Here is a 25,495-nt window from a genome sequence, read left to right as displayed (position 1 = left end):
ACGCGTACGACCGCCCCGGTAAAGAAATTAAACATTATTAATGGGGCATCTGTGGATAATGCCGGAATACCCCACTAGCAGGACGACAACAATGAAGTGGTATGCACGCAGCATTCTGAACCGGATACTGACCGCCGTTCTGGTCACCAACCTGATCATTGCCGTCGCGGCAGTACTTTTCTTCCAGACATCGTTATCTACCCAGAACGGCTACCAGGACCTCATCAGCATCGAGGCCAGGCATTCCCTGGAAGCTCAGGACATCCTCATCAGCTTCAAGACCCAGGTTCAGGAATGGAAAAACGTGCTGATTCGCGGCGCGGACGATAGCCAGCGTGAAAAATACTGGGAGCGTTTCCAACAGCGGGAAGCCGACATTCAGGCGAGCCTGGACCGCCTCATTCCGGAACTTCAGGACCCCGAGGCCCGAAAACTGCTGGCGCAGTTCCGCGACTCCCATGCACGCATGGGCACCGCGTATCGCAAGGGCTTCCAGCATTTCGTTGAGGCGGACTACGACCACGAAGCGGGTGATCGAGCGGTGAAGGGCATTGACCGAGAGCCCGCCAAATTGATTGAAGCGGCGGCGACTCAAATCCGAGAACAAACGACGGCCCATGCCAGCGAACTGGACACCACCATGGCAAGCAGCTCGTGGTCTATTGGCGGCCTGATGTTCGCGGCGATCATCATCGGCACTGCGGCCTGTGTCGTCATCCTCATCCGTTCGGTGGTCACGCCAGCCAAGGTGCTGGCCCGCCAGTTGCACAAACTGAGCAAGGGCGACCTGTCCGAACCGGTTTCTTTGCGGCGGGAAGATGAACTCGGCTGGGTCGCTGAAAATGCCCGCGTGTTGCACGGTTTCCTGACCGAAATTGCCACGCTCCTGCAACACAACGCGAACCAGCTTCAGCAAACGGGGCAAATTTTCCGTACCAACACCAGCACAGTTTCCAGTCAATCCGGCGAGGCACATCAGCGCATTGATCAGATTGCAGCGGCCATGAATGAAATGTCTGCCACCTCGGTGGAAGTGGCCAATCATGCCGCGGCAGTGGCCACACAGATCAAGGAGACCACGGAAGAAACCAGGATGGCAGACCGACAAATCAATCAGGCGGTGGAGAACGTCGAACTTCTCACCGGCCAGATCCGCTCATCGGCCGAAACCGTCAATCAACTGGCCAGTGACGGGCGCCGCGTCGGTGGTGTCATGCAAGTCATCCGGGAAATTGCCGATCAAACCAACCTGCTGGCGCTGAACGCTGCAATTGAGGCCGCCCGTGCTGGCGAGGCTGGCCGTGGTTTTGCCGTGGTGGCCGACGAAGTGCGCACCCTCGCGGCCAAGACTCAGGAAGCCACGATTGAGATTGATCAGATCATCGAAGCCATTGGCTCTGCCTCGCAAGTGGCCACCGAGTACATGGAAGAATCTGAATCCATTGCCAAATCAAGCAGCGAATCGGTTGAAGCCGTGCGCCACACTCTCGCGGAAATCACCCGCCGCATGGTCAATGTAAACGACGCCACCACGCAGGTAGCCACGGCGGCAGAGCAGCAAACCAGCGTGAGCGAGGAAGTGAACAGGAATGTCACCGAGATTGCCCAGATCTCGGAATCCATGAATCAAGCGGCTCACGAAAACCTGCTGTCGATCCCGGAACTGGATAGCATGGCCGCTAAAGCGGGCGAACTTGCAAGTCGCGTTCGTGCCTGAGTTTAAAAAACTTTCGGTAAACGCTTGCGCCCCACTTAACGGGTGGGGTAGATTTTGGCCATACGATTTATTTCGAACTCAGAGCAGATTGTTCAACGCATGAATCTCAACGCTGTAATCGTCCTAGTGAAGCTTGTCCTGGTGGTCGTGGTGCCATCCGGGGGCTTCTGCGTGGACAAGCAGGTGAGATAGAACAACCAACCTGACAAGACACCAAAAGCCCCCGGCACCGAAAGGTCCCGGGGGTTTTTCTTTATTGGGCAAAGCAAAAGGACACATCGACCATGAACGGCGCACAACACATTCTGGACGCGTTCCACCAGCACAACATCAGCACGGTGTTTGGCTACCCCGGCGGCTGCATCATGCCGCTCTATGATGCGCTAGTGGACGACGGGAATGTGGAGCACGCGCTGTGCCGCCATGAACAAGCCTGTGCCCTGGCCGCCGACGGCTACGCTCGTGCCAGTGGCGAGATCGGTGTCTGCATCGCCACCTCGGGCCCCGGTGCCACCAACCTGATCACCGGCGTTGCCAACGCCCACCGCGACTCCATCCCCATGCTGGTGATCACCGGCCAGGTGCCTTCCGGCCTGATTGGCACCGATGCGTTCCAGGAAACCGACGTTCTGGGCATGACCCTGGGAATCGTCAAACATTCCTACCTGGTCGACTCTGCCGACGAACTGCCCGGCATCATGGCAGAAGCTATTGAATTGGCTCAGACCGGCCGCCCCGGGCCGGTGTGGATCGACATTCCCAAAGACGTCTTACTGACCGAAGCCAAGCCAGTCGCGACACAACATCCGGCGCCACCGGTCCAGACCGTACCGCCGGATCTGTCCACGGCGGTTACTATGCTGCGCAACGCGAAGAAGCCGCTGTTGTACAGCGGGGGCGGCGTCAGTCTGGCCCACTGTGAAGACGTTTTTCGACGGTTTGCCGACGCCTCCGCTTTGCCCAGCGTGGTCACGCTCAAGGGCATAGGCAACGGCGGCAAACACGACCCGAACCATCTGGGCATGCTGGGTATGCACGGCTCCCGTGCTGCCAACCGGGCGGTGGATGAATGCGACCTGTTACTGATCATCGGCGCGCGCCTCGATGACCGCGCCACGGGCAAGCTGGATACCTTTGCCCCCAACGCCCGCGTGATTCACATCGATGCTGACGCGGCCGAGATCAGCAAACTGAGACCAGCCGACCTCGCCTTGCGCGGTGACCTGAATGGCATCCTGTCGGAGTTCGCCAGAGAGTTCCGGGCAAAGCCCCTGTCGATTGAAGGCTGGCGTAAACAGTGCCGGACCTGGCACGCCACCGGCGGCTTCAACACCGCCGACAACGAAGAACCCCTGGCCCCGATTACCGGCCCTGCCTTCGTCCGCCAGCTGTCCCGCATCGCACCGGATGACACCGTCATTGCCTGTGATGTGGGCCAGCACCAGATGTGGGTCGCCCAGTACTACCAGTTCGACCACCCCCGCCACCACCTGTCCAGCGGTGGTTTGGGCACCATGGGCTTTGGCCTGCCTGCGGCTATCGGTGCCCAGTTTGCCAGTCCCGGCAGCACCGTGATCAACGTCGCCGGCGACGGCTCCTTCATGATGAATGCTCAGGAGCTGGCCACCATTCGCCGGTATCGGCTGCCGCTGAAACTGATCATTCTGGACAACCAGTGCCTGGGCATGGTTCGCCAGCAGCAGGAGCTGTTCTACAACAACCGGGAAAGCCACATTGATCTGGACGATAACCCGGATTTCGTTGCCATGGCCCGCGCCTTCGACATTCCTGCCCTGCACATTGACCGCACCGACCAGATCCGCCGCGGCATCGAAACCATCCTGGCCTACGACGGCCCCATGCTGTTGCACGTCGCCATTGCCCGGGAAGAGAACGTCTGGCCGATCGTGAAACCCGGCGCCAGCAACCGCGACATGATTGATGAATCCCAGCGCAACCGAAACGCCAACAAGGAGCACGTTGCATGAATCCGACCACGCACCCAAGCACCAACGGCAGCTACGCCATCGCCTGCACCATGACCCACGAAGCCGCTGCCATGGAGCGGCTCTGCCAGGTGATTCGTATTCGGGGTTTCCGGATTGTTCAGATGGCCGTGGATGCAGCGGGCGAGCAGCTGAACATTGCCATGACCCTGGAAGGCACCAGGCCAATAAGCATGCTCAAATCACAGCTGGAGAAGCTGCATACGGTAGCGGAAGTGGTACTGCAGGAGCCGATGGCAAGGACCAAAACCGCCTGAGGTTTTTCAGGAGGAAACGTCCTCCGGTCTGCAAGCGAAAGCAAACCTCTGCAGGGTGTGGGTAGGTCGGTCTTTTCTGCCGGGAAAAGCTGTCCGAGCGCAGCGAGTTTCTTTTCCCAAAAGAAAAGACCGACCTCCCCGCACCCGGACTCCGTCAAATCACCATGCTTTGTAAGGCAAGAACTTCCCGTTCATGGTCACCACCACCCGGTCCCCCTTCGGATTCTCTTCCTTATCCACCTCCATTGAGAAATCGATCGCACTCATGATGCCGTCACCAAATTTCTCATGAATGATTTCTTTCAGGGTATCCCCGTAAACCCCCACGATTTCGTACAGGCGGTAAATGAGCGGGTCCTGCGGGACGGCACCGTCCCACGCCTTCTTCGGACAACTCTGCAAGGCTTCCGCCACCTGCTTGTCGAGCCCGAGGGTCTCGCACAGCGCGAAGGCCTTGTCCTCCGCCATGCTGTTCATGCCAAGGCACGCCGAGGTGGTGAATACCGGCGACATATCAACCGCCTCGGCAATCGCTTCCCAGGTCATTCCCTTGGTGACTTTTGCTTCCAGAATCTTCGCCGTCATCAGTTCCTTGTTCATCATGCTTGTATCCTCACTTGTTGCGATGGTTCAGGCATTGACCGCTTTGGCGGGCGATGCAGATTGAGCGTTGTCATCCGGGCTCGGGGTGACGCCGCTGGCAGGCGCTACAGCACGGGGCGCGCCGTTCTTCTCAGGCAGCGCGGTACTGCTTCTGTTCACCAGGAAGTCCACCAGGTAATCCCGGATCTTGTGATAAGCAGGGTTCTGGAAAATCGTCGCCCGGGCCCGAGGATGAGGCAGCTCGACACTGACACTCTCGGCAATGCGGGCATTGGGGCCGTTGGACATCAGGAAAATGCGGTCCGACAGCAGGATCGCCTCGTCCACATCGTGGGTAATCATGAATACCGTCTGACGGGTTTCTTCCCAGATCTTCACCAACTCATCCTGAATAACACCCCGGGTCAGCGCATCCAGCGCGCCGAAGGGTTCATCCAGCAACAGCAGTTCCGGCTGAGTGGCGAAGGCCCGGGCGATACTCACCCGCTGGCGCATACCGCCGGACAACTGTGACGGTTTGCGGTGCATGGCGTGATCGAGCCCAACCATTTTCAGGTAACGTTCGCTGTGTTCACGTACCTGGTCCTTCGACCAGGCGGGCCAGCGAGCCTGCACGGCAAAGGTGATGTTCTTCAGGGCCGACTTCCAGGGCAGCAGACTGTAGTTCTGGAACACCACGCCCCGGTCCAGACTCGGCCCTTTGACCTCTTTGCCACTCATCACGAGGTTGCCCTCGGAGGCTTCGTCCAGGCCGGCAAGCACATTCAGGATGGTGGATTTTCCGCACCCCGAGTGCCCGATAATGCAGACAAACTCGCCCTTCTCCAGGCTGAAGCGAATGTCCTCGAATACCGTCAGCTCGCCGCCCTGCCCGTCCGGATATACCCTGGACAAGCCATCGACTTCCAGAAAGGACTTACTCATAACTGTTCTCCCTCAGGAGGATTGGGGACGACCCATGGCCGCCCCACCCGTTCATTCCTTGTACTCCACCAGGCGCTGCGCCCGGCCCAGAATCAGATCCAGCACCATGCCGACCACCCCGATCATCAGGATGGAGAAGATCACACTCGCCAGATCCAGGTTGTTCCACTCGTTCCACACGTAGTAGCCAATGCCAGTGCCACCCACGAGCATTTCGGCGGCCACAATCACCAGCCAGGCAATACCGATGGAGATGCGCATGCCGGTGAGAATCGTCGGCGCCGCTGCGGGCAGGATCACGGTGAGCGCGGTGCGTAGCGGCCCCAACTCGTGGGTGCGCGCCACGTTGATCCAGTCCTCCCGCACGTTGGCCACACCAAAAGCGGTATTGAGCAACATGGGCCAGATGGAGCAGATGAAAATCACGAAGATGGCCGAGGCATCGGAATCCTGAATGATGAACAGGGCCAGTGGCATCCAGGCCAGCGGCGAGATGGGCCGCAAGACCTGGATGTAGGGATTCAGCGCCTTGTACATCAGCGGCGACATGCCGATCAGAAATCCAATTGGCAAGGCGATAGCCATGGCCGCCAGATACCCGGTCAACACCCGATAGATCGAGTAGGCCAACTGAATGCCGATGCCCTTGTCGTTGGCACCCGCATCGTAGAAGGGGTCAGACAATTCCTCCCACGCCAAGGCAATCACCTTGGACGGGGGTGGCACCCGGGACTCCTGATCAGCCCCGCCCATCAGACGCTCGTACTCGGTCATCGCCGTTTCGGCTTCCGGTGCCTGGGCAGACATCTCCCACATGCCCAGCACCAGAATCAGGAACGTGATGGAAACGACAGCAGCCCGAACGTTCAGGGACGCCATGGTTACACCCTCCCGATGGCAAAGCTGCGGGCATACTCTTCCGGTTTGGCCGGATCAAAGGTTTTGCCCATGATGGTGTGGGTCTTGTAGGTTTCGCTCGGCGCGGAGTAGCCCATCTCCTGCATCAGCTTGCCAGTCTCGCCGGCCAGATAGACCTGCTCCGCAATGGCCTTGTAGTCCACGTCGCCCTCGATATAACCCCAACGCTTCATCTGGGTCAGTATCCACACGCCCATCGAGTGCCAGGGGAACGGATCGAAATCGATGCGATCGGGCACGTTCTGCACCTCGCCCAGGCCATCGGCGTAGTAACCGGTCAGCACCTGCTGAATCACCGGCACCGGCTGGTTCAGGTAATTCTTCGGGGCAATAGCCTCGGCGATTTCCTTACGGTTTTCGGTGCTCTGGGAGTACTGGGTGGCGTCGATGATTGCACGCAGCAGGGCGCCGTAGGTATTCGGGTTCTCGGTCGCGAACTTCTGGCTGCAGGCGAAGGCGCAGCACGGATGGCCTTCCCAGATGTCCTTGGTCAGGATGTGGATGAAGCCGACTTTCTCCCACACCGCACGCTGGTTGAACGGGTCTGGCGACAGATAGCCATCCAGATTACCGGCGCGCAGGTTGGCCACCATCTCGGGCGGTGGAACCACCCGAATCTGCACGTCTTTGTCCGGATCCACTCCGTTCTCGGCCAGGTAGTACCGCAGCAGGAAGTTGTGCATGGAGTATTCGAACGGCACACCGAACTTGAAGCCTTTCCAGTCTTTCGGATCTCGCTTGTCCTTGTGGTCAACGTGCAGCACGATGGCCTGACCGTTGATGTTCTCAACCGCCGGCATGATGTAAGGCTCGGGGGTGGAACCGGCGCCCATGGTCATCGCCAGGGGCATGGGGGTCAGCATGTGCGAGGCGTCGTATTCGCCGGCCAGGGATTTATCCCGGGCGACCGCCCAACCGGCGGTTTTGGTAACGGTGACATCAAGGCCGTAGCGCTCATAGAAGCCCATCGGGTGGGCCATGATGATGGGCGTGGCGCAGGTGATCGGCACGAATCCGACGTTCAGTTTGGTTTTCTCCAGCTTCCCCAGGGATTCCTTCACAGCCGCCTTGGCCTTGTCCATCGGGAAAACGCTGCCCAGCAACGCAGCGGCGGAACCGGCGCCCATCATTTTCATGAAACTGCGGCGATCAAAATCGTTGTGGCCGAATACCGAACGAACCACCGCGCTCTCAATGGCACGATCCAGCATGGCCTCCGAATCGGTCGGCGCATCCGAGGCTTTGGCTTCCTGCACCTTTTCGGTTGCTGGCATCAACAAGCTTGCACCGGTGCCTGGCTGGCAGGTCGGGCATTCGCAGGTTTTCGAGTGAATCAGGGACTGATCACCATCGAACGGGTTTCCGAGGCTGTTCATGGTCATGGGCACGCTCCTTTATCTTTTTGGTCATTCACCGCGCCATTTCGGTGCAACTGACAGGTTTCGCCCCAATGCGAGCAACACTCGCGTTCAGGCATACCCGCCAAAGCTTCCGGCGCTCCTTCTGAGGTTCTCTAACGCAGAGTTCGTGCCAGCGAACCAGAAAACACATAGAAAACTGTTTTTATTAACTTATTTTTTAAACTCGGAAGGTCACGCCAACTACGATTTTTCGTACTCGACGATTTTTCGTAGTCAATGGAACGAATTTTCGTAGTTGGCACGCCCCTTGTTTCTATCTCACTGATTCGTACTCAGGGAAGGACAAGCGATGCAGCCCACACAGCCGACACCCGTTCGCCATCAGCCGGTAACCCGTGCGCCATCCTCGGGCTGGATCGAGCAGTTGCCCGAGGCAGCTTTACTGGTCGATGCAGACAATGACCGGATTCTTGCCGCCAACAGCGCCATGGCCCGCCTGGCAGGCATTGACCGGCAGTCATTGATTGGCAGTGCCTGCACCGGCCTTTTCCCGGGACAACGGCCCTCGCTCATCGCGTTCACGGAAGAAACCCTGTTCCGCAACCAGGGCTGGAGCCGGGATTTCAGTCTCCGGCACCGGGACGGTCACTCCGTGGACCTGGAAATCTCTGCCGCCCGTACCGGCGGCGGGGAGTCGCTCACCCTGCTGCTGTTGCTGCGGGACAGTCAGCAGCTGCGCACCCTTCGCGAACGCCACGAGGTGAATCGCTACCATCAGGGCGGCCTGCTCGAGTGGCGTCGGGTGGAGGAACTGTTCCGGGATATGGAGCGGGAGAACCAGCTGATTCTTCATGCGGTCGGCGAAGGCATCTACGGTGTCGACGCCGAGGGCCGGACCACCTTCGTGAATCCTGCCGCTGAACGGATGCTGGGGTGGCGGGCGGATGAGCTGATGGGCCGGGTGATGCACCGGGTCGCCCACCATTCCCACGAAGACGGTTCCCTGTATCCGCTTAAGGACTGTCCGATCTATGGCGCTTTCCGCGAAGCTGCGGTGCGGCGGGTCGATGAGGATTATTTCTGGCGCAAAGACGGCACCGGGTTTCCGGTGGAATACACCAGCACCCCGATTCTGGACAGCGGACACCCCATTGGCGCGGTGGTCGTGTTTCGGGATATTTCGGCCCGGCTGGAGGCCAGAGACGAACTGAAACAGGCGCTGGAAGAAGTAGAGAGTCTCAAGCGCCGCCTGGAAATGGAGAACGCTTATCTTCAGGAAGAGCTGAGCGCCGAGCACCATTTCCATGAGCTGGTGGGCCAGAGCGAAGCCATCAAAGGCATTGTCCGGCGGATCGGACTGGTGGCGCCCACCGACGCCAACGTGCTGATTACCGGCGAATCCGGCACCGGCAAAGAGCTGATCGCCCGGGCTATCCACCAGGCCAGCGAACGGCGGGATCGTCCGCTTATCCGGGTAAACTGTGCCGCTATTCCCAAGGACTTGTTTGAAAGTGAGTTTTTCGGGCACATCAAAGGGGCATTTACCGGCGCCGTCAGCGATCGGGTCGGCCGCTTCGAGCTGGCCGACGGCGGCACCCTGTTCCTCGACGAAGTAGGCGAAATCCCTCTGGAGCTTCAGGGCAAGCTATTGCGGGTTTTGCAGGATCAGCAATTCGAACGCGTGGGCGAGAACCGCACTCGTGCGGTGGACGTGCGGGTGATTGCCGCCACCAACAGGGACCTCAAAGCCGAGAGCCGGGAGCGCACGTTCCGGGAAGACCTCTACTTCCGGCTCAACGTCTTCCCCATCGAATCGGTGCCTCTGCGCCGCCGTGTGGAAGACATTCCCCTGCTGGCGCAGGAGTTTGTGAACCGTGCCAGCCAGAAGTTTAACCGGCCCTATTTTCAGCTGCGCAACCGCGATGTGGAACTGCTGTCAGCCTACAGCTGGCCGGGCAATGTCCGTGAGCTGGAAAACGTGATTGAACGCCTGGTGATTACCGGGGACACCAAGCTGGATGTCGAGCTTTCCGGCGCTGACGAGGATTCAGCGTCCACCCCCACGCGCCCCCCGGCCCGTCATTTCAGCGGCGAACTGATGACAGAACAGGAGCTGCGACGACTGGAAAAGGACAACCTGATACGGGCCCTGCAAATGACCGGAGGCCGTGTTTTCGGCGACGATGGCGCCGCTGTTCTGCTGGGGGTCAAACCCACCACACTGACCTCACGCCTGAAGAAAATGAAAGTCGACTGTCGGGCTTTCCGTGACGCAGCTGAGTGACTCTTCGGATCACTTCTGAGAACACGGATGCGCGGTCTCCGTGTCTCGGCAACGGTATGGGACTCACTCGCTGAGCATCTACACCGGATGCGAACATTGGAGGGTTCACGGCCAGTTGCTATGCTTCAGTTTCAGTTGGAAAAACTGCATGCCGGGGCAGGTGTTGAGCTGATGCCAGTAGCTGTGACACCGCTCCGGACAGCTTGAACGGACCACGAGGAATTGACCATGACGACGGACAAACGGCGCCAGCATTCCGCACCGGTAGTAGATGGCATCAACAAGTCCGCCAGCCGGGCCATGTTGCGGGCGGTCGGCTTTACCGATGAGGATTTCCAGAAACCCCAGATCGGTATCGCCTCGACCTGGAGTAACCTCACACCGTGCAATATGCACATCGATGGCCTCGCCCGCGAAGCCTCCAAAGGTGCCGATGCGGCCGGTGGCAAAAGCCTGATTTTCAACACCATCACCATCTCAGACGGCATCGCCAACGGCACCGAGGGCATGAAATATTCCCTGGTTTCCCGTGAAGTGATTGCCGATTCCATCGAAACCGTCGCCGGCTGCGAGGGCTTCGATGGCCTGGTGGCCATCGGCGGCTGTGACAAGAACATGCCCGGCTGCATCATGGGCCTGGCCCGCTTGAACCGGCCCGCAGTGTTTGTCTACGGCGGCACCATCATGCCCGGCGACAACCATACCGACATCATTTCGGTATTCGAGGCAGTGGGTGCTCACGCCCGCGGCAACATGGATCTGATCGAAGTCAAACAGATCGAGGAAACCGCGATCCCCGGGCCCGGCTCCTGTGGCGGCATGTACACCGCCAACACCATGGCCTCCGCCATCGAAGCCATGGGCATGAGCCTGCCCGGCAGTTCGGCGCAGAATGCCGTCTCCGACAGCAAGCTGGCCGACTGCGAAGCCGCCGGTGCCGCCGTGCTCAAACTGCTCGACGCAGATATCAAACCCTCGGACATCATGACCCGGGAAGCCTTCGAGAACGCGATTACCGTGGTCATTGCACTTGGGGGCTCAACCAATGCGGTGCTGCACCTTCTGGGCATGGCGAGCACCATGGGCGTGGAGTTGTCGCTGGACGATTTCGTGCGCATCGGTAAACAGGTACCGGTACTCGCAGACCTTCGCCCGTCCGGGCATTACATGATGTCGGAACTGGTGGCCATCGGCGGCATCCAGCCACTGATGAAAATGCTGCTCGACAGGGGCCTGCTGCATGGCGACTGCCTGACAGTGACCGGCAAAACCCTGGCCGAGAATCTGGCCGATGTGACGCCCTACCCCGAAGACCAGCAGATCATTCATGCCTTCGACAACCCCATCAAAGCCGACAGCCATTTGCGCATTCTCTATGGCAATCTGGCGCCGGAAGGCGCGGTCGCCAAGATTACCGGGAAAGAAGGCACTCATTTCTCTGGCCGGGCACGGGTGTTTCATTCCGAAGAGGAAGCCCAGGAACGCATCCTGGACGGCACCGTGGTAGCCGGCGATGTACTGGTCATTCGCTATGAAGGCCCGAAAGGTGGCCCCGGCATGCGGGAAATGCTGAGCCCCACATCCGCCATTATGGGCAAGGGTCTGGGCAGCGACGTGGCACTGATTACCGACGGCCGCTTCTCTGGCGGCAGTCATGGCTTCGTGGTTGGGCACATCACGCCGGAAGCCGCGGTGGGTGGGCCGATTGCACTGGTGGAAGATGGCGACAGCATCACTATTGATGCCGTGAACAACACCATCTCCGTGGACGTTCCCGAGGCGGAAATGGAACAGCGCCGGAAGGCGTGGCAGCCCCCCGAACCCCGGTTTACCCGAGGCGTGCTGGCGAAATACGCCCGCACCGTCAGTTCGGCCTCCACCGGGGCGGTGACGGATTTGCCCTGACCTTCGAGATGCATCCAGATCGTCTGGTTTGAATCCGACCTGGCTCTATCAGTGACGGAAAAGTGGGGAGGTCGGTCTTTTCTGCCGGGAAAAGCTGTCTGAGCGCAGCGAGTTCCTTTTCCCAGAAGAAAAGACCTACCTCCCCGCGCCAAGCACCCTGTTTCCGGCGACTACAGCAACTCGATTGCCACGGCAGTCCCCTCACCACCGCCAATACACAGCGACGCAATACCCCGCTTCAGGCCACGCTGTTTCAGCGCATTGATCAGGGTCACGATGATCCGGGAACCGGAGGAGCCAATCGGGTGCCCCAGCGCACAAGCGCCGCCGTAAACGTTCACCTTCTCTTCCGGCAGATCCAGCGCCTGCATGGCGGCCAGAGTGACCACGGCGAAGGCTTCGTTGATCTCGAACAGATCCACATCTTTGACCGACCAGTTGGCCTTTTCCAAGACCTTCTCAATAGCGCCAATGGGCGCCAGAGTGAACTCCGACGGCAAGCGAGCGTGGGTGGCATGGGCCACGATACGGGCCTGCGGGGTCAGGCCGCGGGACTCGGCTTCGGCGGCAGAAGCCAGCACCAGAGCCGAGGCACCATCGCTGATGGAGCTGGAGTTGGCCGCAGTCACGGAACCGTCTTTCGCAAAGGCCGGTTTCAAGTGAGGAATCTTGTCCGGACGGGCGTTGCCCGGCTGTTCGTCGGTATCGACCACCGTTTCACCACCACGACCAGAGACCGTCACCGGTGCCATTTCATCCCGGAACCAGCCATTCTCGATGGCCGCGAGGGACTTGTTCAGTGAGCCGATGGCGAACTCGTCCATGGTCTCGCGGCTGATATTCAGCTTGTCCGCCGTGCGCTGGGCGAACACCCCCATCAGGCCGCCTTCGTAGGCATCTTCCAGCCCGTCCAGGAACATGCTGTCCATGACCTGTCCGTGGCCCATGCGCATGCCGGCGCGGGCCTTAGGCAGCAGATACGGCGCCTGGCTCATGTTTTCCATGCCACCGGCAATCATGATGTCGTTGGTGCCGGCTTTGATCTGGTCATGAGCCATGATCAGGGCCTGCATGCCAGAGCCGCACATTTTGTTGATGGTGGTGCAGCCGGTGCTGTCGGGAATGCCAGATGCCCGGGAAGCCTGTCGCGCCGGTGCCTGGCCAAGGCCCGCGGGGAGTACGCAGCCCATGACCACATCCTGCACGTCAGCCGGCTGGAGGCCGGCCTTTTCGATAGCCGCCTTGATGGCTACCGCGCCGAGGTCCGGCGAGCGCACGGAGTTGAGGGCGCCCATCATGCCGCCCATGGGGGTTCTTGCGGAGCCTGCGATGACTACGTCGATTTTATTCATCTCTCTGTCCTCAAATCTTGGTGCTTGAGGGCGCGGAAAGGTCATTCAGGCACTCGCTGTGAATACGTCCGTGTACGCTCGACCAAAACATCCATGTTTTGGACGGTCCCTGAATGACCTTTCCACGCCCTCGGCATAGTGTGGAGTTGGCCGTCCTTACTCAGGCCTTACCCAGTACTGAGCGCGCAATAATTTCCTTCATGACCTCGGAGGTGCCGCCATAAATCCGCTGTACCCGGGCATCCATGAACGCCCGCGAAATCGGGTACTCAGTGGTGTAGCCGTAGCCACCGAACAGCTGCAGGCAACCATCGGCCACCCGGCACTGCATTTCGGTGGCGCTGTACTTGGCCATGGAGGCAGTGGGGGCATCCAGCTCGCCGCGTTCGTAGGCTTCCACGCACTCCTGTACAAAGGCCCGGTTTACCCGGTAATCGGTTTCCATGCGGGCGATTTCAAACCGGGTGTTCTGAAGCTGGGCGAGCTTCTGGCCGAACAGTTCGCGTTCCTGGGCGTAGGCAATGGTCAGATCGAGCGCGCCTCGGGCCGCCGCAACGCCAAGGGCACCGATCACCAGCCGCTCACGGGGCAGCTCACGCATCAGGTACATGAAGCCCTGTCCCTCTTCACCCAGCAGGGCGGAGGCCGGAACCCGCATGTCGGAGAAAAACAGTTCGGAGGTATCGCCGGAGTGCTGGCCGATTTTGTCCAGGTTGCGGCCCTTGCTATAACCCGGCAGCGAGGTATCCACCAGGAACAGGCTGATGCCCCGGGCGCCGGCACTCGGGTCGGTTTTGGCGGCGACAATCACCATGTCGGCATGCTGGCCGTTGGTGATGAAGGTCTTGGAGCCATTCAGGATGTAGTCGTCGCCATCTTTCACCGCGCTGGTGCGGATGGCCTGCAGGTCACTGCCAGCCCCTGGCTCAGTCATCGCGATGGCGCCCACGGCCTCGCCGGAGACCATCTTCGGCAGCCATTGCTGGCGCTGTTCGTCGTTACCGATGTGCGTCAGGTAGGGGGCGACGATGTCGGAATGCACCATCACGTTGGTGGACAGCGCGCCGAAGCCCAGACGGGCCATTTCCTCGCCCACCACCACCGAATACTGAAACGGTGCGCCGCAGCCCCCGAGGTCTTCGGGCACATCCACACACAGCATGCCGGCGTTGCCCAGGATGTTCCACAGCTCCCGGGGCACCAGGCCGGACTTCTCCCAGGCCTCATAGTGAGGCGCCACTTCGGTTTCCAGCGCCTTGATAACGGAATCCCGGAACAGGGCCAGCTCTTCTTGATCAACAGAGGTTGTCATTGTTGTCTCCTGCCGCTCGCGGCTGTCACTTTGGGGCCATGCGCAGGGCACAGTCCAGGCGGATCACTTCGCCGTTCAGGATGGGGTTGCGCACCATCTGGTCCACCATCATGCCGAATTCTTCCGGCTTACCCAGGCGCTTGGGGAACGGCAGTGTGTTGGCCAGGCTCTGCTGAACCTCCTCCGGCATGCCCGCCATCATCGGGGTCATGAACAGCCCCGGAGCGATGGTGTTCACCCGAATACCTTCGCGGGCCAGTTCACGGGCGGCCTGCAAAGTCAGCGACACCACTCCACCCTTGGAAGCACTGTATGCCGCCTGCCCGATCTGCCCTTCATAAGCGGCCACGGATGCGGTGTTAATAACCACACCCCGCTCACCATCAGCGTTGGGCTCGCGCTGGGCCATCTCCGCCGCCGCCAGCCGAAGCATGTTGAAGGTGCCAATCAGGTTGACCTCAATCACCTTGCTGAAGTTCTCCAGCGGCATCACACCGTCGCGCCCCAGAATCTTCGCCGCTGGCGCAATGCCGGCGCAGTTCACCAGAATGCCACAGGGGCCGTGCGCTTCACGGGCGTTAGCAAAGGCGGCCTCTGCACTGCTGGTGGAGGCGACATCGCACTGGGCAAATACCCCACCAATCTCGGCGGCAACCTGTTCTCCACGCTCGGCGTTCATGTCGAAAATCGCGACCTTACAGCCTGCTGCAGCCAGTGTGCGGGCTGCGCCTTCGCCAAGCCCGGAAGCACCGCCGGTAACGATGGCGGGTACGTTTTTGAATTCCATCATCTTCTCCTGTTTTCGCTATTTGTTTTTGTGCTCAAGATGGCCCAAAAATTCTTTACGTTTACGTAAACTTTATCTAACCTAGACAAAAAAAGGAACTCAACATGACCACCAAAGACACCTACAGCATCAGCGAACTCGCGAAAGAATTTGACGTGACAACCCGGACCATCCGTTTTTACGAGGCGGAGGAACTCCTGAAGCCCGCCCGCCGCGGCCAAACCCGCATCTTCAGCAAAGGTGACCGGGTCCGGCTGAAACTGATCCTCCGGGGTAAGCGCATGGGGTTTTCGCTGGCAGAAACCCGGGAACTGTTCGACCTCTACGACAACAGTCTGAAAGGCAGCGAGAACCAGCTTTTACTCATGCTGGAAACCCTGGCACGCAAACGTGAGCAGATCGAACAGCAGAAGAAAGACATCGAAATGATGGAGCAGGAAATGGACGCCGCCGAAGCGCGGTGCCGTGATGCACTGGCGGAACTCCGCGGAAAAACCGACCGGAAACCGGGTGCCTCCAGGAAATCGAAAACAATTGAGGCGGGCTAAGCGACACACCACGCGGTGAGCACACCCGCCCGGACCGATCAACGTTTTTTGAAGATACAGAACAAGAAGGTAAGCCCGATGAAATCACAGTACTCAGAGCTCAACTTTGGCCTTGGCGAAACCCCGGACATGCTGCGCGAACAGGTGAACGCCTTCGCCGCCGCCGAAATTGCGCCCCGCGCCGAAGAAATCGACCGCACGAACGAGTTCCCCATGGACCTGTGGCGGAAATTTGGTGACATGGGCCTGCTGGGCATTACCGTTAAAGAAGAATACGGCGGTTCCGACATGGGCTACCTGGCCCATGTGATCGCCATGGAAGAAATCAGCCGGGCCTCGGCCTCCGTGGGCCTGTCCTACGGCGCTCACTCCAACCTGTGTGTGAACCAGATTCACCGCAACGGCACCGAAGAGCAGAAGCAGAAATACCTGCCCAAGCTGGTGAGTGGCGAGCACGTCGGCGCCCTGGCCATGTCCGAACCCAACGCCGGTTCCGACGTTATCTCCATGAAGCTGCACGCCCGCGACGAAGGCGACCACTACGTGCTGAACGGCAACAAAATGTGGATCACCAACGGCCCGGACGCGCATACCTTCGTCATCTACGCCAAGACCGACCCGAAGGGCGGCTCCAAGGGCGTGACCGCCTTCATCGTTGAGCGCGACTACCCCGGCTTCAGCCGCCACCAGAAGCTGGACAAACTCGGCATGCGCGGCTCCAACACCTGCGAACTGGTATTCCAGGACTGCAAAGTGCCCAGGGAAAATGTACTGGGCGGTGTCGGCAACGGTGCCAAGGTTCTGATGAGCGGCCTCGACTACGAACGCCTGGTGCTGTCCGGCGGCCCGCTGGGCCTGATGCAGGCCGCCATGGACGTGGTGGTGCCATACATCCGCGAGCGCAAACAGTTTGGCCAGGCCATCGGCGAGTTCGAGCTGGTACAGGGCAAAGTGGCGGACATGTACACGTTCATGAACACCGCCAAGTCCTACGTCTACATGGTCGCCCAGTCGGCAGATCGCGGCGAAACCACCCGCAAAGACGCCGCCGGCGCCATCCTCTACTCCGCGGAAATGGCCACCAAACTGGCGCTGGACGCTATCCAGTTGCTGGGCGGCAACGGCTACATCAACGACTACCCGACAGGCCGGCTGCTACGGGACGCAAAACTGTATGAGATCGGCGCGGGCACTTCCGAAATTCGCCGCATGCTGATTGGTCGGGAACTCTTCCTGAACAAGTAAGGCTCCAGGACTTTAACTCCCAAGTACGTCGAGGGGGTGGTGAACGGAACTCGCGGGAATGTTTAAGGCCAGGGATGGCCTGAATCAAGCGCACATGGATGTGCCCGAAGCGTTTCCCGCGAGTTCCGTTCACCAGCCCCGGATGCCCGAATCAAAGAAGGCCGGGAAAATGACCATACTCCAGAACAAAATAAACCCAAGATCGGAAGAGTTTCAGGCCAACCATGACTCCATGGCGGCCGCCGTCGCAGACCTGCGGGAAAAAGTCGGCACCATCCAGCAAGGTGGCGGCCCCACCTACCAGGAACGCCACACCGCCCGGGGCAAGCTGCTACCGCGCGAGCGCATCAACCGCCTGCTCGACGACGGCTCCCCGTTCCTCGAAATCGGCCAGTTCGCCGCCTACAACGTTTACAAAGACGAAGTCCCAGCCGCAGGCGCCATCGCCGGCATAGGGAGAGTCTCCGGCGTTGAGTGCATGATCGTCGCCAACGACGCCACGGTCAAAGGCGGCAGCTACTACCCGCTGACGGTTAAAAAGCACCTGCGGGCCCAGGAAATCGCCCACCAGAACCGCCTGCCCTGCATCTATCTGGTGGACTCCGGCGGCGCCAACCTGCCCCATCAGGACGAAGTCTTCCCGGACCGGGACCACTTCGGCCGCATCTTCTACAACCAGGCCCGCATGTCCGCCGAAGGCATTCCCCAGATTGCCGTGGTCATGGGCCTGTGTACCGCCGGCGGCGCCTATGTCCCGGCCATGGCCGACGAATCCATCATCGTTCGCAACCAGGGCACCATCTTCCTGGCCGGCCCGCCCCTGGTGAAAGCCGCCACCGGCGAAGTGGTCACTGCCGAAGAGCTGGGCGGTGCCGACGTGCACTGCAAAACCTCCGGCGTGGCCGACCACTACGCGGAAAACGACGCCCACGCGCTGGAAATCGCCCGCCGCTGTGTGTCCAACCTGAACCTGCGCAAGCCGGTGCCGGTGGAAGTGAAGAAGCCCAGCGAGCCACTGTACGACGCCAAAGAACTGTACGGCATTGTCGGCACCGATCTGCGCAAGCCGTTCGATGTGCGCGATGTCATCTCCCGCATTGTCGATGGTTCCGAGTTCGACGAATTCAAACGCTACTACGGCCAGACCCTGGTCACCGGCTTTGCCCACATTCACGGCTACCCGGTGGGTATCATTGCCAACAACGGCATCCTGTTCAGCGAAGCCGCCCAAAAAGGCGCGCACTTCATCGAACTGTGCTGCCAGCGCAACATTCCCCTGCTGTTCCTGCAGAACATCACCGGCTTCATGGTGGGCCAGAAATACGAGGCCGAAGGCATCGCCAAGCACGGCGCCAAGATGGTGATGGCGGTGGCCTGCGCCAACGTGCCGAAGATTACCGTACTGATCGGCGGCTCATTCGGTGCCGGCAACTACGGCATGTGTGGCCGCGCCTACAACCCGGACTTCCTGTGGATGTGGCCGAACGCCCGCATCTCCGTGATGGGCGGCGAACAGGCCGCCGGCGTGCTGGCGCAGGTGAAGCGTGAGGGCATGGAGCGCAAGGGCGAGCAATGGAGCGCCGACGAAGAAGCCGAATTCAAGCAGCCCATCGTCGACAAGTACGAGGAACAGGGCCACCCCTACTACGCCAGCGCCCGCCTGTGGGACGACGGCGTGATTGACCCGGCCCAAACCCGGGAAGTCGTCGCCCTGAGCCTGTCGGCCACCATGAACCGTCCCGCCGAGCCGACGCGCTTCGGCGTGTTCCGCATGTAATCGAGGAGACATCCTATGTCAGAACAAGAAACAGCGGTTCTGCTCAGACGTCGGGACGCGGGTGTCACCGAAATCGTGCTGAACCGCCCGGACAAGCGCAATGCCTTTGACGATGTGATCATCCAGCAGCTCATCAGCGCGCTGGAAGAAACCAACGCTGACCCGGACACCCGGGTAGTCATCCTTCGCTCCGAGGGCAAGCATTTCTCCGCCGGCGCCGACCTGGGCTGGATGCGCCGCATGGCCGACAACAGCCATCAGGAAAACCTGGATGACTCGCGGGAACTGGCGCGGCTGATGAACGTGCTGAACCACCTGTCCAAGCCGGTCATCGGTCTGGTCCAGGGCGCCGCCTTCGGCGGAGCAGTCGGCCTGGCGGCCTGCTGCGACATCGTCATTGCCACCGAGAAATCCAGCTTCTGCCTGAGCGAAGTGAAGCTCGGCCTGATTCCTGCCGTGATCAGCCCCTATGTGGTCCGGGCCATCGGCGAGCGTCAGGCCCGCCGGTACTTCCTGTCCGCCGAAATATTCTCCGCCCGACAGGCACAGGATTACGGCCTGGTGCATATCGTCTGCAACGACGTGGACGCCATGGATCAGCACTGCAACGAGCTGATCCAGCAACTCGCCCACAACGGCCCCAACGCCATGACCGCCGCCAAGGATCTGATCTTCGCGGTCAGCCAGAAACCGATTGACGCCGCCGTGATTGACGACACCGCCCATCGCATCGCCGACATCCGCGTGAGCGACGAAGGCCAGGAAGGCCTGGGCGCCTTCCTCAACAAGCGCAAGGCCAACTGGGTTCCGGAGGTATAGCAACCATGTTCAGCAAAATCCTGATAGCCAACCGGGGCGAAATCGCCTGCCGGATCATCCAGACCGCCCACCGCATGGGTATCCGCTGCGTCGCGGTCTATTCCGACGCCGACGCCAACGCCCGCCATGTCGCCATGGCCGACGAAGCCTTCCACATCGGCCCGGCACCCAGCTCGGACAGCTACCTGCGCAGCGAAAAGATCATCGACGTCGCCAAGCAAAGCGGCGCCCAGGCAATTCACCCGGGTTACGGCTTCCTGTCGGAAAACACCGAATTCGCTGAAGCCTGCGAAGCCAACGATCTGGTGTTCATCGGCCCACCCTCCTCCGCCATCGCCGCCATGGGCTCCAAATCCGCCGCCAAGGCGATCATGGAAAAAGCCGGCGTGCCGCTGGTGCCGGGTTACCACGGTGATGATCAGTCACCGGATACCCTGCGCAGCGAAGCCGAGAAGTGCGGTTTTCCATTGCTGCTCAAGGCCGTCGCCGGCGGCGGTGGGAAGGGTATGCGAGTGGTTGAAAGCCTGTCCGAGTTCGATGACGCACTGGCCGCTGCCCAGCGGGAAGCGCGCAATGCCTTCGGCAACCCGGACATGCTGATCGAGCGCTACCTGACCCAGCCACGGCACGTGGAGATTCAGGTGTTCTGCGACCAGCAGGGTAATGGCGTTTATCTGGCCGAGCGGGACTGTTCTGTTCAGCGCCGCCACCAGAAGGTTCTGGAAGAAGCACCCGCGCCCGGGCTGAGCGATGAAACCCGCCAGGCCATGGGCGAAGCCGCCGTGCGCGCGGCCCAGGCCATCAATTACGTGGGCGCAGGCACCGTCGAATTTCTCTACGACGTGGACGGTTCGTTCTTCTTCATGGAGATGAATACCCGCCTGCAGGTGGAGCACCCGGTGACGGAAATGGTGACCGGCCAGGATCTGGTGCAGTGGCAGCTGAAGGTGGCGTGGGGCGAGCCCCTGCCCCTGGCTCAGGAAGACGTCAAAACCCGTGGCCATGCCCTGGAAGCGCGCATCTACGCGGAAGATCCGGACCACGACTTCCTGCCCGCCACCGGCCATCTGCGTTACCTGCGCACCCCCGATGAAAACACCCATGTGCGGGTGGACACGGGCGTGACCGAAGGCGATGACATCAGCATCCATTACGACCCCATGATCGCCAAACTGATCGTCTGGGACGAGAACCGGGATCAGGCCATCAACCGCATGGTTCAGGCCCTGGAGAACTACCGGATTGCCGGCGTGAAAACCAACGTTCGCTTCCTGCACGCACTGGCCGATGCCCAGCCATTCCGTGAAGCGGACCTGACCACCGGCTTTATCGAAGACCACCGCACACTGCTGTTCCCGGCACCGAAACTGGATGCCCACAAGGCGCTGGTGCTGGCCGCGGGCTTCATTCAGGAGCACCGCAAGCCCAGCGAGTCAGGCACCACCGATCCTTTCTCACCGTTCGGCCGTCGTAACAGCTGGCGCATGAACTCCGAATACGCCCAGCCGCTGCAGTTGCAGGTGGGTGACGACATTCATGAGCTCAAGATTCTGGAGCGTGGCGACGACTATCAGGTGTTTGTCGGCGGCAGCGTCTACACGCTGACGGCAAAGCTGGACGACGACTACCTGCAGGCGGTGATCAACGGCCATCGCATCAGCGTTCATGGCAACCTGCACAACGGCCAGCTGGTGCTGTTCTGCGAGGGTGAAACCTTTCAGTGCACGCTTTACCGGGAAACCTACCAGCTGGAAGACGCGGCCGGCGAAGGCAGCCTGGCAGCGCCCATGAACGGCGCCATTGTTGCGGTTCAGGCGGAAGTGGGTGATGCCGTGACCGCGGGCCAGACCCTGGTCATCATGGAAGCCATGAAAATGGAACACGCCATCAAGGCCCCGGCCGACGGCGTGGTCAGTGAGATCTTCTTCGCCGAGGGCGATCAGGTGTCCGAGGGTGCTGAACTCATCGCCATCGACATTCAGGAAGAGGAGGCAGAGTAATGGCCCTACCCCAGAAAGTCAGACTGGTGGAAATGAGCCCCCGGGACGGACTGCAGAATGAACCCGGCCCGGTGATCGCCACCGACATCAAAACCGGGCTGATCGACCGGCTGGCCGGCTGCGGGCTGACCCACATCGAGTCCGCCAGTTTTGTGTCCCCGAAGTGGGTTCCGCAGATGGGCGACGCGGCCGAAGTGATGGCCGGCATCCAGCGCAAGCCCGGCGTCTGCTATTCCGCCCTGACGCCAAATCTGAAGGGCTTTGAGAATGCACTGGCTGCCGGAGTGAACGAGGTAGCCGTCTTTGCCGCCGCCTCCGAATCCTTCAGCCAGAAGAACATCAACTGCTCCATCGCCGACAGCCTGGAGCGGTTTGTACCGGTGATCGAACAGGCCCGGGCGAACGGCATGCCCGTGCGCGGCTACGTATCCACCGTGCTGGGCTGTCCTTACGAGGGTGACATCGCGCCGGAGCAAGTCGCCGAAGTGGCCCGGGACCTTTACCAGATGGGTTGCCACGAAATTTCCCTCGGCGACACCATCGGCGTGGGCACACCGCTGAAGGCCAAGCGCATGATCGATGCGGTCGCCCGGCACGTTCCCGTCGAGCATCTGGCCGCCCACTTCCACGACACCTACGGCCAGGCCCTGGCCAATCTGTATGCCGTGCTGGAACAGGGCGTAGCAGTAATTGATGCCTCCGTGGCCGGCCTGGGCGGCTGTCCTTACGCCAAGGGCGCGTCCGGTAATGTCGCCACCGAGGATGTGCTCTACCTGCTGCAGGGTCTGGGTATCGAAACCGGCGTCGATCTGGACAAACTGGTCGCCACCGGCAATTGGATCTGCGGCCAGCTGAATCGGCACAACGGCTCGAAAGTGGGCCAGGCACTCGGCGGCAAAGGCAAACAGCAAGGAGAAACGGCATGAAGCTGAACAAGGACGTCGTCGCCCTCGATCTTCCGATCCCGGAATATTCTGACCTGCCCGAGGACACCCGGAAGTACTTCGATATCTGCCAGGAAAAGCTGGGCATGATCCCGAACGTGCTGACCGCTTACAGCCAGAATCTAGGTCAGCTAGACGGCTTTAGTCGCCTATACAACGAGCTGATGCTGGGCGAGAGTGAACTCAGCAAGCTTGAGCGGGAAATGATCGCGGTGGTGGTCTCGTCCGAGAACAAATGCTTCTACTGCCTGGTAGCCCACGGCGCTGCCGTGCGGGTACTCAGCGGCGATCCGGCCCTGGGCGAGCACCTGGTGATGAATTACCGGAGCGCCAAGTTGAACGACCGCCAGCGGGCGATGCTGGACTTTGCATCGGAACTGACCCGCGCACCCGCAGGCGTGAGCGAAGAGCATGTCCAGGCCCTGCGCGACGCCGGTCTGAGCGACCGTGCCATCTGGGACCTGAGCAATCTGATCGGTTTTTACAACATGTCCAATCGCGTTGCGATTGCCAGTGATATGCAACCCAATCCTGAATATCACAGCCAGAGTCGCTAGCAGGCCCAGCCCTGCTTGCCCTCGACTACAACAACAATGGAGGCAAAGACAATGAGCATGACGTTACCAAGCTACACCAGCGGCATTTCCGAAGCTCCGCTGCTGGGCATGACCATCGGCGAAATGCTGGACCGCACCGCCGAGCAATATCCGGACACCGAAGCCCTGGTGTGCCTGCACCAGGACATCCGGTGGACCTACAAAGAGTTCGTTGAAAAAGTCAACGAGGCTGCCCGGGCATTCCTCGCCATTGGCGTCAAGCGTGGTGACCGTGTGGGTATCTGGTCACCCAACCGGTATGAGTGGACAGTCACCCAGTTCGCCACTGCCAAGGTCGGGGCGATTCTGGTCAACATCAATCCCGCCTACGGCATGCACGAGCTCGAATACGCCATGAACCTGGCGGGCATCAGCGTGCTGGTCACGGCTGACTGCTTCAAAGCCTCCGATTACCGCAAGACGCTTTATGAACTGGCACCGGAGCTGAAAACCGCTCAGTCTGGCGAACTCAAGTCCAGCCGCCTGCCGGACCTGCGTGCAGTGATCAATCTCGATACCGAAAGACACGACGGCATGTGGACCTGGAACGAGTTTGTCCAGCTCGCCCACGATGTCAGTCAGGACGAACTGGACAAAGTTCAGGGCCAGCTCCAGTTCGATGATCCGATCAACATCCAGTTCACCTCGGGTACCACGGGCAACCCCAAAGGCGCCACCCTGACCCATCACAACATCCTGAACAACGGCTACTTCGTGGCCAAGAGCCAGCGCTTCACCCATGAAGACCGGCTGGTCATTCCGGTGCCGCTGTACCACTGTTTCGGCATGGTGATGGGCAACCTCGGCTGCATTACCCACGGTGCGACCATGATCTACGCGGGCGAAGCCTTCGAGCCCAAGTCCGTGCTGCAGGCCGTCCACCAGGAAAAGGCCACGGCCCTGTACGGCGTGCCCACCATGTTCATCGCCGAACTGGCGGAGCCGGAATTCGAAACCTATGACCTGTCTACCCTGCGCACCGGCATCATGGCGGGCTCCATCTGCCCGGCCGAGGTCATGAAGAAGGTCAATGGCAAGATGCACATGAAAGAGGTTCAGATTGCCTACGGCATGACCGAAACCAGCCCGGTGTCGACCCAGACCAGCTCCCTCGACCCGTTCGAGAAGCAGGTCACCACCGTGGGGCGGACCCAGCCGCATCTGGAAAGCAAGATCGTCGACCCGGCCACCGGCAACGTGGTGCCACGGGGTGAAATCGGTGAGCTGTGTACCCGCGGCTACAGCGTGATGCTGAAGTACTGGAACAACGATGAGAAGACCCGCGAAGCCATCGACGACGCTGGCTGGATGCACACCGGCGACCTGGCCACCATGGACGAGGACGGCTACATCCAGATTGTTGGCCGCATCAAGGACATGGTCATTCGCGGCGGCGAGAACATCTACCCGAAGGAGATCGAGGAGTTCCTTTACACCCACCCGTCCATCGAGGAAGTCCAGGTGACCGGCATTCCCGATGAGAAATACGGCGAGGAACTGATTGCCTGGGTGAAGCTGCGCCCGGAGGCTGAACAAGTCAGCGCAGACGACCTGATCGCCTTCTGCAAGGGCCAGATCGCCCACTTCAAAATCCCCAAGAACTACAAGTTCGTGGACGAATTCCCGATGACCGTCACCGGCAAGATCCAGAAGTTCAAAATGCGGGAAATTTCCATCGAGGAGATGGGGCTTAGCAAATAACGCCTGCCATCAATCCGCAAACAAACCCCGGCACCGTCCGGGGTTTGTTATTTGGAAGTCACACCACGATAAGGTCGGAGTGGTCGCAAAGAGGACATTGGATCTGAGGGCCACCGCACTTGTTAAATGACCCTATGGAATTACTTAAAACTCAAAACCCGATATTCAGAAGCTTCTGAGAGCAACAAACCTACCTGCTCGGAAGCTGTAGGCTTTAGGTCGGGATACTCCTCGTTCAGATAATCCACAGTTTCCTGAATACCCCAAGGCCCAAGAGAAGAAGTGTAACCATGAAATTCATCCTGAACTTCCCGCCAAGACTGGTATTGCTTTTTGGAAATCAGCATCGAATTTTGCGTGTAGATGATGAAGATGCACATTTTCTCTTTGCCACTTAAAAGCTGATCGCACAGGCGCCTGCGTTATGGCCGTCTGAGCT

21 protein-coding genes are annotated in these 25,495 nt (G+C 60.1%); 13 read left to right on the top strand and 8 right to left on the bottom strand.

Going from position 1 to position 25,495, the window contains the following annotated elements; all coding sequences use genetic code 11:
• Positions 1–91: 91 nt before the first annotated feature.
• The 3 genes from LPB19_RS08860 (at position 92) to LPB19_RS08850 (ending at position 3,980) form a co-directional block, all read left to right on the top strand.
• Complete coding sequence (locus tag LPB19_RS08860) at positions 92–1,717, top strand: methyl-accepting chemotaxis protein (protein ID WP_206642571.1); 1,626 nt, start codon at positions 92–94, stop codon at positions 1,715–1,717.
• Positions 1,718–2,001: 284 nt separating this feature from the next.
• Positions 2,002–3,705, top strand: a complete 1,704-nt coding sequence (gene ilvG / locus LPB19_RS08855; protein ID WP_206642570.1) for an acetolactate synthase 2 catalytic subunit — start codon at positions 2,002–2,004, stop codon at positions 3,703–3,705.
• Positions 3,702–3,980: an ACT domain-containing protein gene (locus tag LPB19_RS08850; protein ID WP_206642569.1), complete on the top strand. Its 279-nt coding sequence runs from the start codon at positions 3,702–3,704 to the stop codon at positions 3,978–3,980. Before ilvG ends, LPB19_RS08850 begins: the two co-directional genes overlap by 4 nt.
• A 159-nt stretch (positions 3,981–4,139) precedes the next feature.
• On the opposite strand, the gene cynS is transcribed toward LPB19_RS08850, so the two are convergent.
• Genes cynS through LPB19_RS08830 form a run of 4 tightly spaced genes read right to left on the bottom strand, consistent with a single transcriptional unit; the run spans position 4,140 to position 7,807 of the window.
• Positions 4,140–4,583, bottom strand: coding sequence for a cyanase (cynS, locus tag LPB19_RS08845; RefSeq protein ID WP_206642568.1), 444 nt, complete (start codon positions 4,581–4,583; stop codon positions 4,140–4,142).
• A 27-nt stretch (positions 4,584–4,610) separates the two neighbouring features.
• Positions 4,611–5,507: an ABC transporter ATP-binding protein gene (locus LPB19_RS08840; RefSeq protein ID WP_206642567.1), complete on the bottom strand. Its 897-nt coding sequence runs from the start codon at positions 5,505–5,507 to the stop codon at positions 4,611–4,613.
• Between the two features lie 51 nt (positions 5,508–5,558).
• Positions 5,559–6,386: a nitrate ABC transporter permease gene (gene ntrB, locus LPB19_RS08835; protein ID WP_206642566.1), complete on the bottom strand. Its 828-nt coding sequence runs from the start codon at positions 6,384–6,386 to the stop codon at positions 5,559–5,561.
• A 2-nt stretch (positions 6,387–6,388) separates the two neighbouring features.
• Positions 6,389–7,807 (bottom strand): ABC transporter substrate-binding protein, encoded by a 1,419-nt coding sequence (locus LPB19_RS08830; RefSeq protein ID WP_206642565.1) that lies wholly within the window; start codon positions 7,805–7,807, stop codon positions 6,389–6,391.
• Between the two features lie 328 nt (positions 7,808–8,135).
• Here LPB19_RS08830 and LPB19_RS08825 point away from each other — a divergent pair, with 328 nt between their 5' ends.
• Both LPB19_RS08825 and ilvD read left to right on the top strand, forming a co-directional pair.
• Positions 8,136–10,070 carry a sigma 54-interacting transcriptional regulator gene (locus tag LPB19_RS08825; RefSeq protein ID WP_206642564.1) on the top strand — a complete coding sequence of 645 codons (1,935 nt, stop codon included), beginning with the start codon at positions 8,136–8,138 and terminating at the stop codon, positions 10,068–10,070.
• Between the two features lie 228 nt (positions 10,071–10,298).
• Positions 10,299–11,975, top strand: coding sequence for a dihydroxy-acid dehydratase (ilvD, locus tag LPB19_RS08820; RefSeq protein WP_206642563.1), 1,677 nt, complete (start codon positions 10,299–10,301; stop codon positions 11,973–11,975).
• A 170-nt stretch (positions 11,976–12,145) separates the two neighbouring features.
• On the opposite strand, the gene LPB19_RS08815 is transcribed toward ilvD, so the two are convergent.
• The 3 genes from LPB19_RS08815 to LPB19_RS08805 all read right to left on the bottom strand — a co-directional run bounded on the left by LPB19_RS08815 (position 12,146) and on the right by LPB19_RS08805 (position 15,426).
• Positions 12,146–13,327, bottom strand: a complete 1,182-nt coding sequence (locus tag LPB19_RS08815) for an acetyl-CoA C-acyltransferase (protein ID WP_206642562.1) — start codon at positions 13,325–13,327, stop codon at positions 12,146–12,148.
• Between the two features lie 160 nt (positions 13,328–13,487).
• Complete coding sequence (locus LPB19_RS08810) at positions 13,488–14,639, bottom strand: acyl-CoA dehydrogenase family protein (protein ID WP_206642561.1); 1,152 nt, start codon at positions 14,637–14,639, stop codon at positions 13,488–13,490.
• Positions 14,640–14,664: 25 nt separating this feature from the next.
• Positions 14,665–15,426, bottom strand: coding sequence for a 3-hydroxyacyl-CoA dehydrogenase (locus LPB19_RS08805; protein WP_206642560.1), 762 nt, complete (start codon positions 15,424–15,426; stop codon positions 14,665–14,667).
• Between the two features lie 104 nt (positions 15,427–15,530).
• On the opposite strand from LPB19_RS08805, the gene LPB19_RS08800 reads away from it, so the two are divergent.
• The 8 genes from LPB19_RS08800 to LPB19_RS08765 all read left to right on the top strand — a co-directional run bounded on the left by LPB19_RS08800 (position 15,531) and on the right by LPB19_RS08765 (position 25,056).
• Positions 15,531–15,974, top strand: coding sequence for a MerR family transcriptional regulator (locus LPB19_RS08800; protein ID WP_206642559.1), 444 nt, complete (start codon positions 15,531–15,533; stop codon positions 15,972–15,974).
• A 78-nt stretch (positions 15,975–16,052) separates the two neighbouring features.
• Positions 16,053–17,219: an isovaleryl-CoA dehydrogenase gene (locus tag LPB19_RS08795; RefSeq protein WP_206642558.1), complete on the top strand. Its 1,167-nt coding sequence runs from the start codon at positions 16,053–16,055 to the stop codon at positions 17,217–17,219.
• A gap of 169 nt (positions 17,220–17,388) precedes the next feature.
• On the top strand, positions 17,389–18,996 hold the full coding sequence (locus LPB19_RS08790; protein ID WP_206645746.1) for a carboxyl transferase domain-containing protein: 1,608 nt from the start codon (positions 17,389–17,391) through the stop codon (positions 18,994–18,996).
• Positions 18,997–19,011: 15 nt separating this feature from the next.
• Positions 19,012–19,815 carry an enoyl-CoA hydratase-related protein gene (locus LPB19_RS08785; RefSeq protein WP_206642557.1) on the top strand — a complete coding sequence of 268 codons (804 nt, stop codon included), beginning with the start codon at positions 19,012–19,014 and terminating at the stop codon, positions 19,813–19,815.
• A 5-nt stretch (positions 19,816–19,820) separates the two neighbouring features.
• A complete protein-coding gene (locus LPB19_RS08780; RefSeq protein WP_206642556.1) occupies positions 19,821–21,815 on the top strand; it encodes an acetyl/propionyl/methylcrotonyl-CoA carboxylase subunit alpha in 1,995 nt (664 codons plus the stop codon).
• Entirely contained in the window at positions 21,815–22,741 is a 927-nt protein-coding gene (locus tag LPB19_RS08775; RefSeq protein WP_206642555.1) for a hydroxymethylglutaryl-CoA lyase, read from the top strand. Before LPB19_RS08780 ends, LPB19_RS08775 begins: the two co-directional genes overlap by 1 nt.
• On the top strand, positions 22,738–23,316 hold the full coding sequence (locus LPB19_RS08770; protein ID WP_206642554.1) for a peroxidase-related enzyme: 579 nt from the start codon (positions 22,738–22,740) through the stop codon (positions 23,314–23,316). Before LPB19_RS08775 ends, LPB19_RS08770 begins: the two co-directional genes overlap by 4 nt.
• A gap of 57 nt (positions 23,317–23,373) precedes the next feature.
• Positions 23,374–25,056 (top strand): AMP-binding protein, encoded by a 1,683-nt coding sequence (locus LPB19_RS08765; protein WP_228289264.1) that lies wholly within the window; start codon positions 23,374–23,376, stop codon positions 25,054–25,056.
• Positions 25,057–25,196: 140 nt separating this feature from the next.
• Here the strand turns inward: LPB19_RS08765 and LPB19_RS08760 are convergent, their stop codons facing one another.
• The gene (locus LPB19_RS08760) at positions 25,197–25,403 is read right to left on the bottom strand and encodes a hypothetical protein (protein ID WP_206642552.1); all 207 of its coding nucleotides are present in this window, start codon (positions 25,401–25,403) and stop codon (positions 25,197–25,199) included.
• Positions 25,404–25,495: the final 92 nt, after the last annotated feature.

The organism is Marinobacter salinisoli (assembly GCF_017301335.1).
In the GTDB taxonomy this organism is placed as follows: Bacteria; Pseudomonadota; Gammaproteobacteria; order Pseudomonadales; family Oleiphilaceae; genus Marinobacter; species Marinobacter salinisoli.
The sequence above is the reverse complement of the archived record's forward strand: the minus strand, read 5'-3'. Positions and strand labels throughout refer to the sequence as shown.

Excerpts from the sequence above, each read along its gene's own strand:
- LPB19_RS08860 (WP_206642571.1), top strand. The coding sequence starts at position 92 with ATGAAGTGGTATGCACGCAGCATTCTGAACCGGATACTGACCGCCGTT.
- ilvG (WP_206642570.1), top strand. The coding sequence starts at position 2,002 with ATGAACGGCGCACAACACATTCTGGACGCGTTCCACCAGCACAACATC.
- LPB19_RS08850 (WP_206642569.1), top strand. The coding sequence starts at position 3,702 with ATGAATCCGACCACGCACCCAAGCACCAACGGCAGCTACGCCATCGCC.
- cynS (WP_206642568.1), bottom strand. The coding sequence starts at position 4,583 with ATGATGAACAAGGAACTGATGACGGCGAAGATTCTGGAAGCAAAAGTC.
- LPB19_RS08840 (WP_206642567.1), bottom strand. The coding sequence starts at position 5,507 with ATGAGTAAGTCCTTTCTGGAAGTCGATGGCTTGTCCAGGGTATATCCG.
- ntrB (WP_206642566.1), bottom strand. The coding sequence starts at position 6,386 with ATGGCGTCCCTGAACGTTCGGGCTGCTGTCGTTTCCATCACGTTCCTG.
- LPB19_RS08830 (WP_206642565.1), bottom strand. The coding sequence starts at position 7,807 with ATGACCATGAACAGCCTCGGAAACCCGTTCGATGGTGATCAGTCCCTG.
- LPB19_RS08825 (WP_206642564.1), top strand. The coding sequence starts at position 8,136 with ATGCAGCCCACACAGCCGACACCCGTTCGCCATCAGCCGGTAACCCGT.
- ilvD (WP_206642563.1), top strand. The coding sequence starts at position 10,299 with ATGACGACGGACAAACGGCGCCAGCATTCCGCACCGGTAGTAGATGGC.
- LPB19_RS08815 (WP_206642562.1), bottom strand. The coding sequence starts at position 13,327 with ATGAATAAAATCGACGTAGTCATCGCAGGCTCCGCAAGAACCCCCATG.
- LPB19_RS08810 (WP_206642561.1), bottom strand. The coding sequence starts at position 14,639 with ATGACAACCTCTGTTGATCAAGAAGAGCTGGCCCTGTTCCGGGATTCC.
- LPB19_RS08805 (WP_206642560.1), bottom strand. The coding sequence starts at position 15,426 with ATGGAATTCAAAAACGTACCCGCCATCGTTACCGGCGGTGCTTCCGGG.
- LPB19_RS08800 (WP_206642559.1), top strand. The coding sequence starts at position 15,531 with ATGACCACCAAAGACACCTACAGCATCAGCGAACTCGCGAAAGAATTT.
- LPB19_RS08795 (WP_206642558.1), top strand. The coding sequence starts at position 16,053 with ATGAAATCACAGTACTCAGAGCTCAACTTTGGCCTTGGCGAAACCCCG.
- LPB19_RS08790 (WP_206645746.1), top strand. The coding sequence starts at position 17,389 with ATGACCATACTCCAGAACAAAATAAACCCAAGATCGGAAGAGTTTCAG.
- LPB19_RS08785 (WP_206642557.1), top strand. The coding sequence starts at position 19,012 with ATGTCAGAACAAGAAACAGCGGTTCTGCTCAGACGTCGGGACGCGGGT.
- LPB19_RS08780 (WP_206642556.1), top strand. The coding sequence starts at position 19,821 with ATGTTCAGCAAAATCCTGATAGCCAACCGGGGCGAAATCGCCTGCCGG.
- LPB19_RS08775 (WP_206642555.1), top strand. The coding sequence starts at position 21,815 with ATGGCCCTACCCCAGAAAGTCAGACTGGTGGAAATGAGCCCCCGGGAC.
- LPB19_RS08770 (WP_206642554.1), top strand. The coding sequence starts at position 22,738 with ATGAAGCTGAACAAGGACGTCGTCGCCCTCGATCTTCCGATCCCGGAA.
- LPB19_RS08765 (WP_228289264.1), top strand. The coding sequence starts at position 23,374 with ATGACGTTACCAAGCTACACCAGCGGCATTTCCGAAGCTCCGCTGCTG.
- LPB19_RS08760 (WP_206642552.1), bottom strand. The coding sequence starts at position 25,403 with ATGCTGATTTCCAAAAAGCAATACCAGTCTTGGCGGGAAGTTCAGGAT.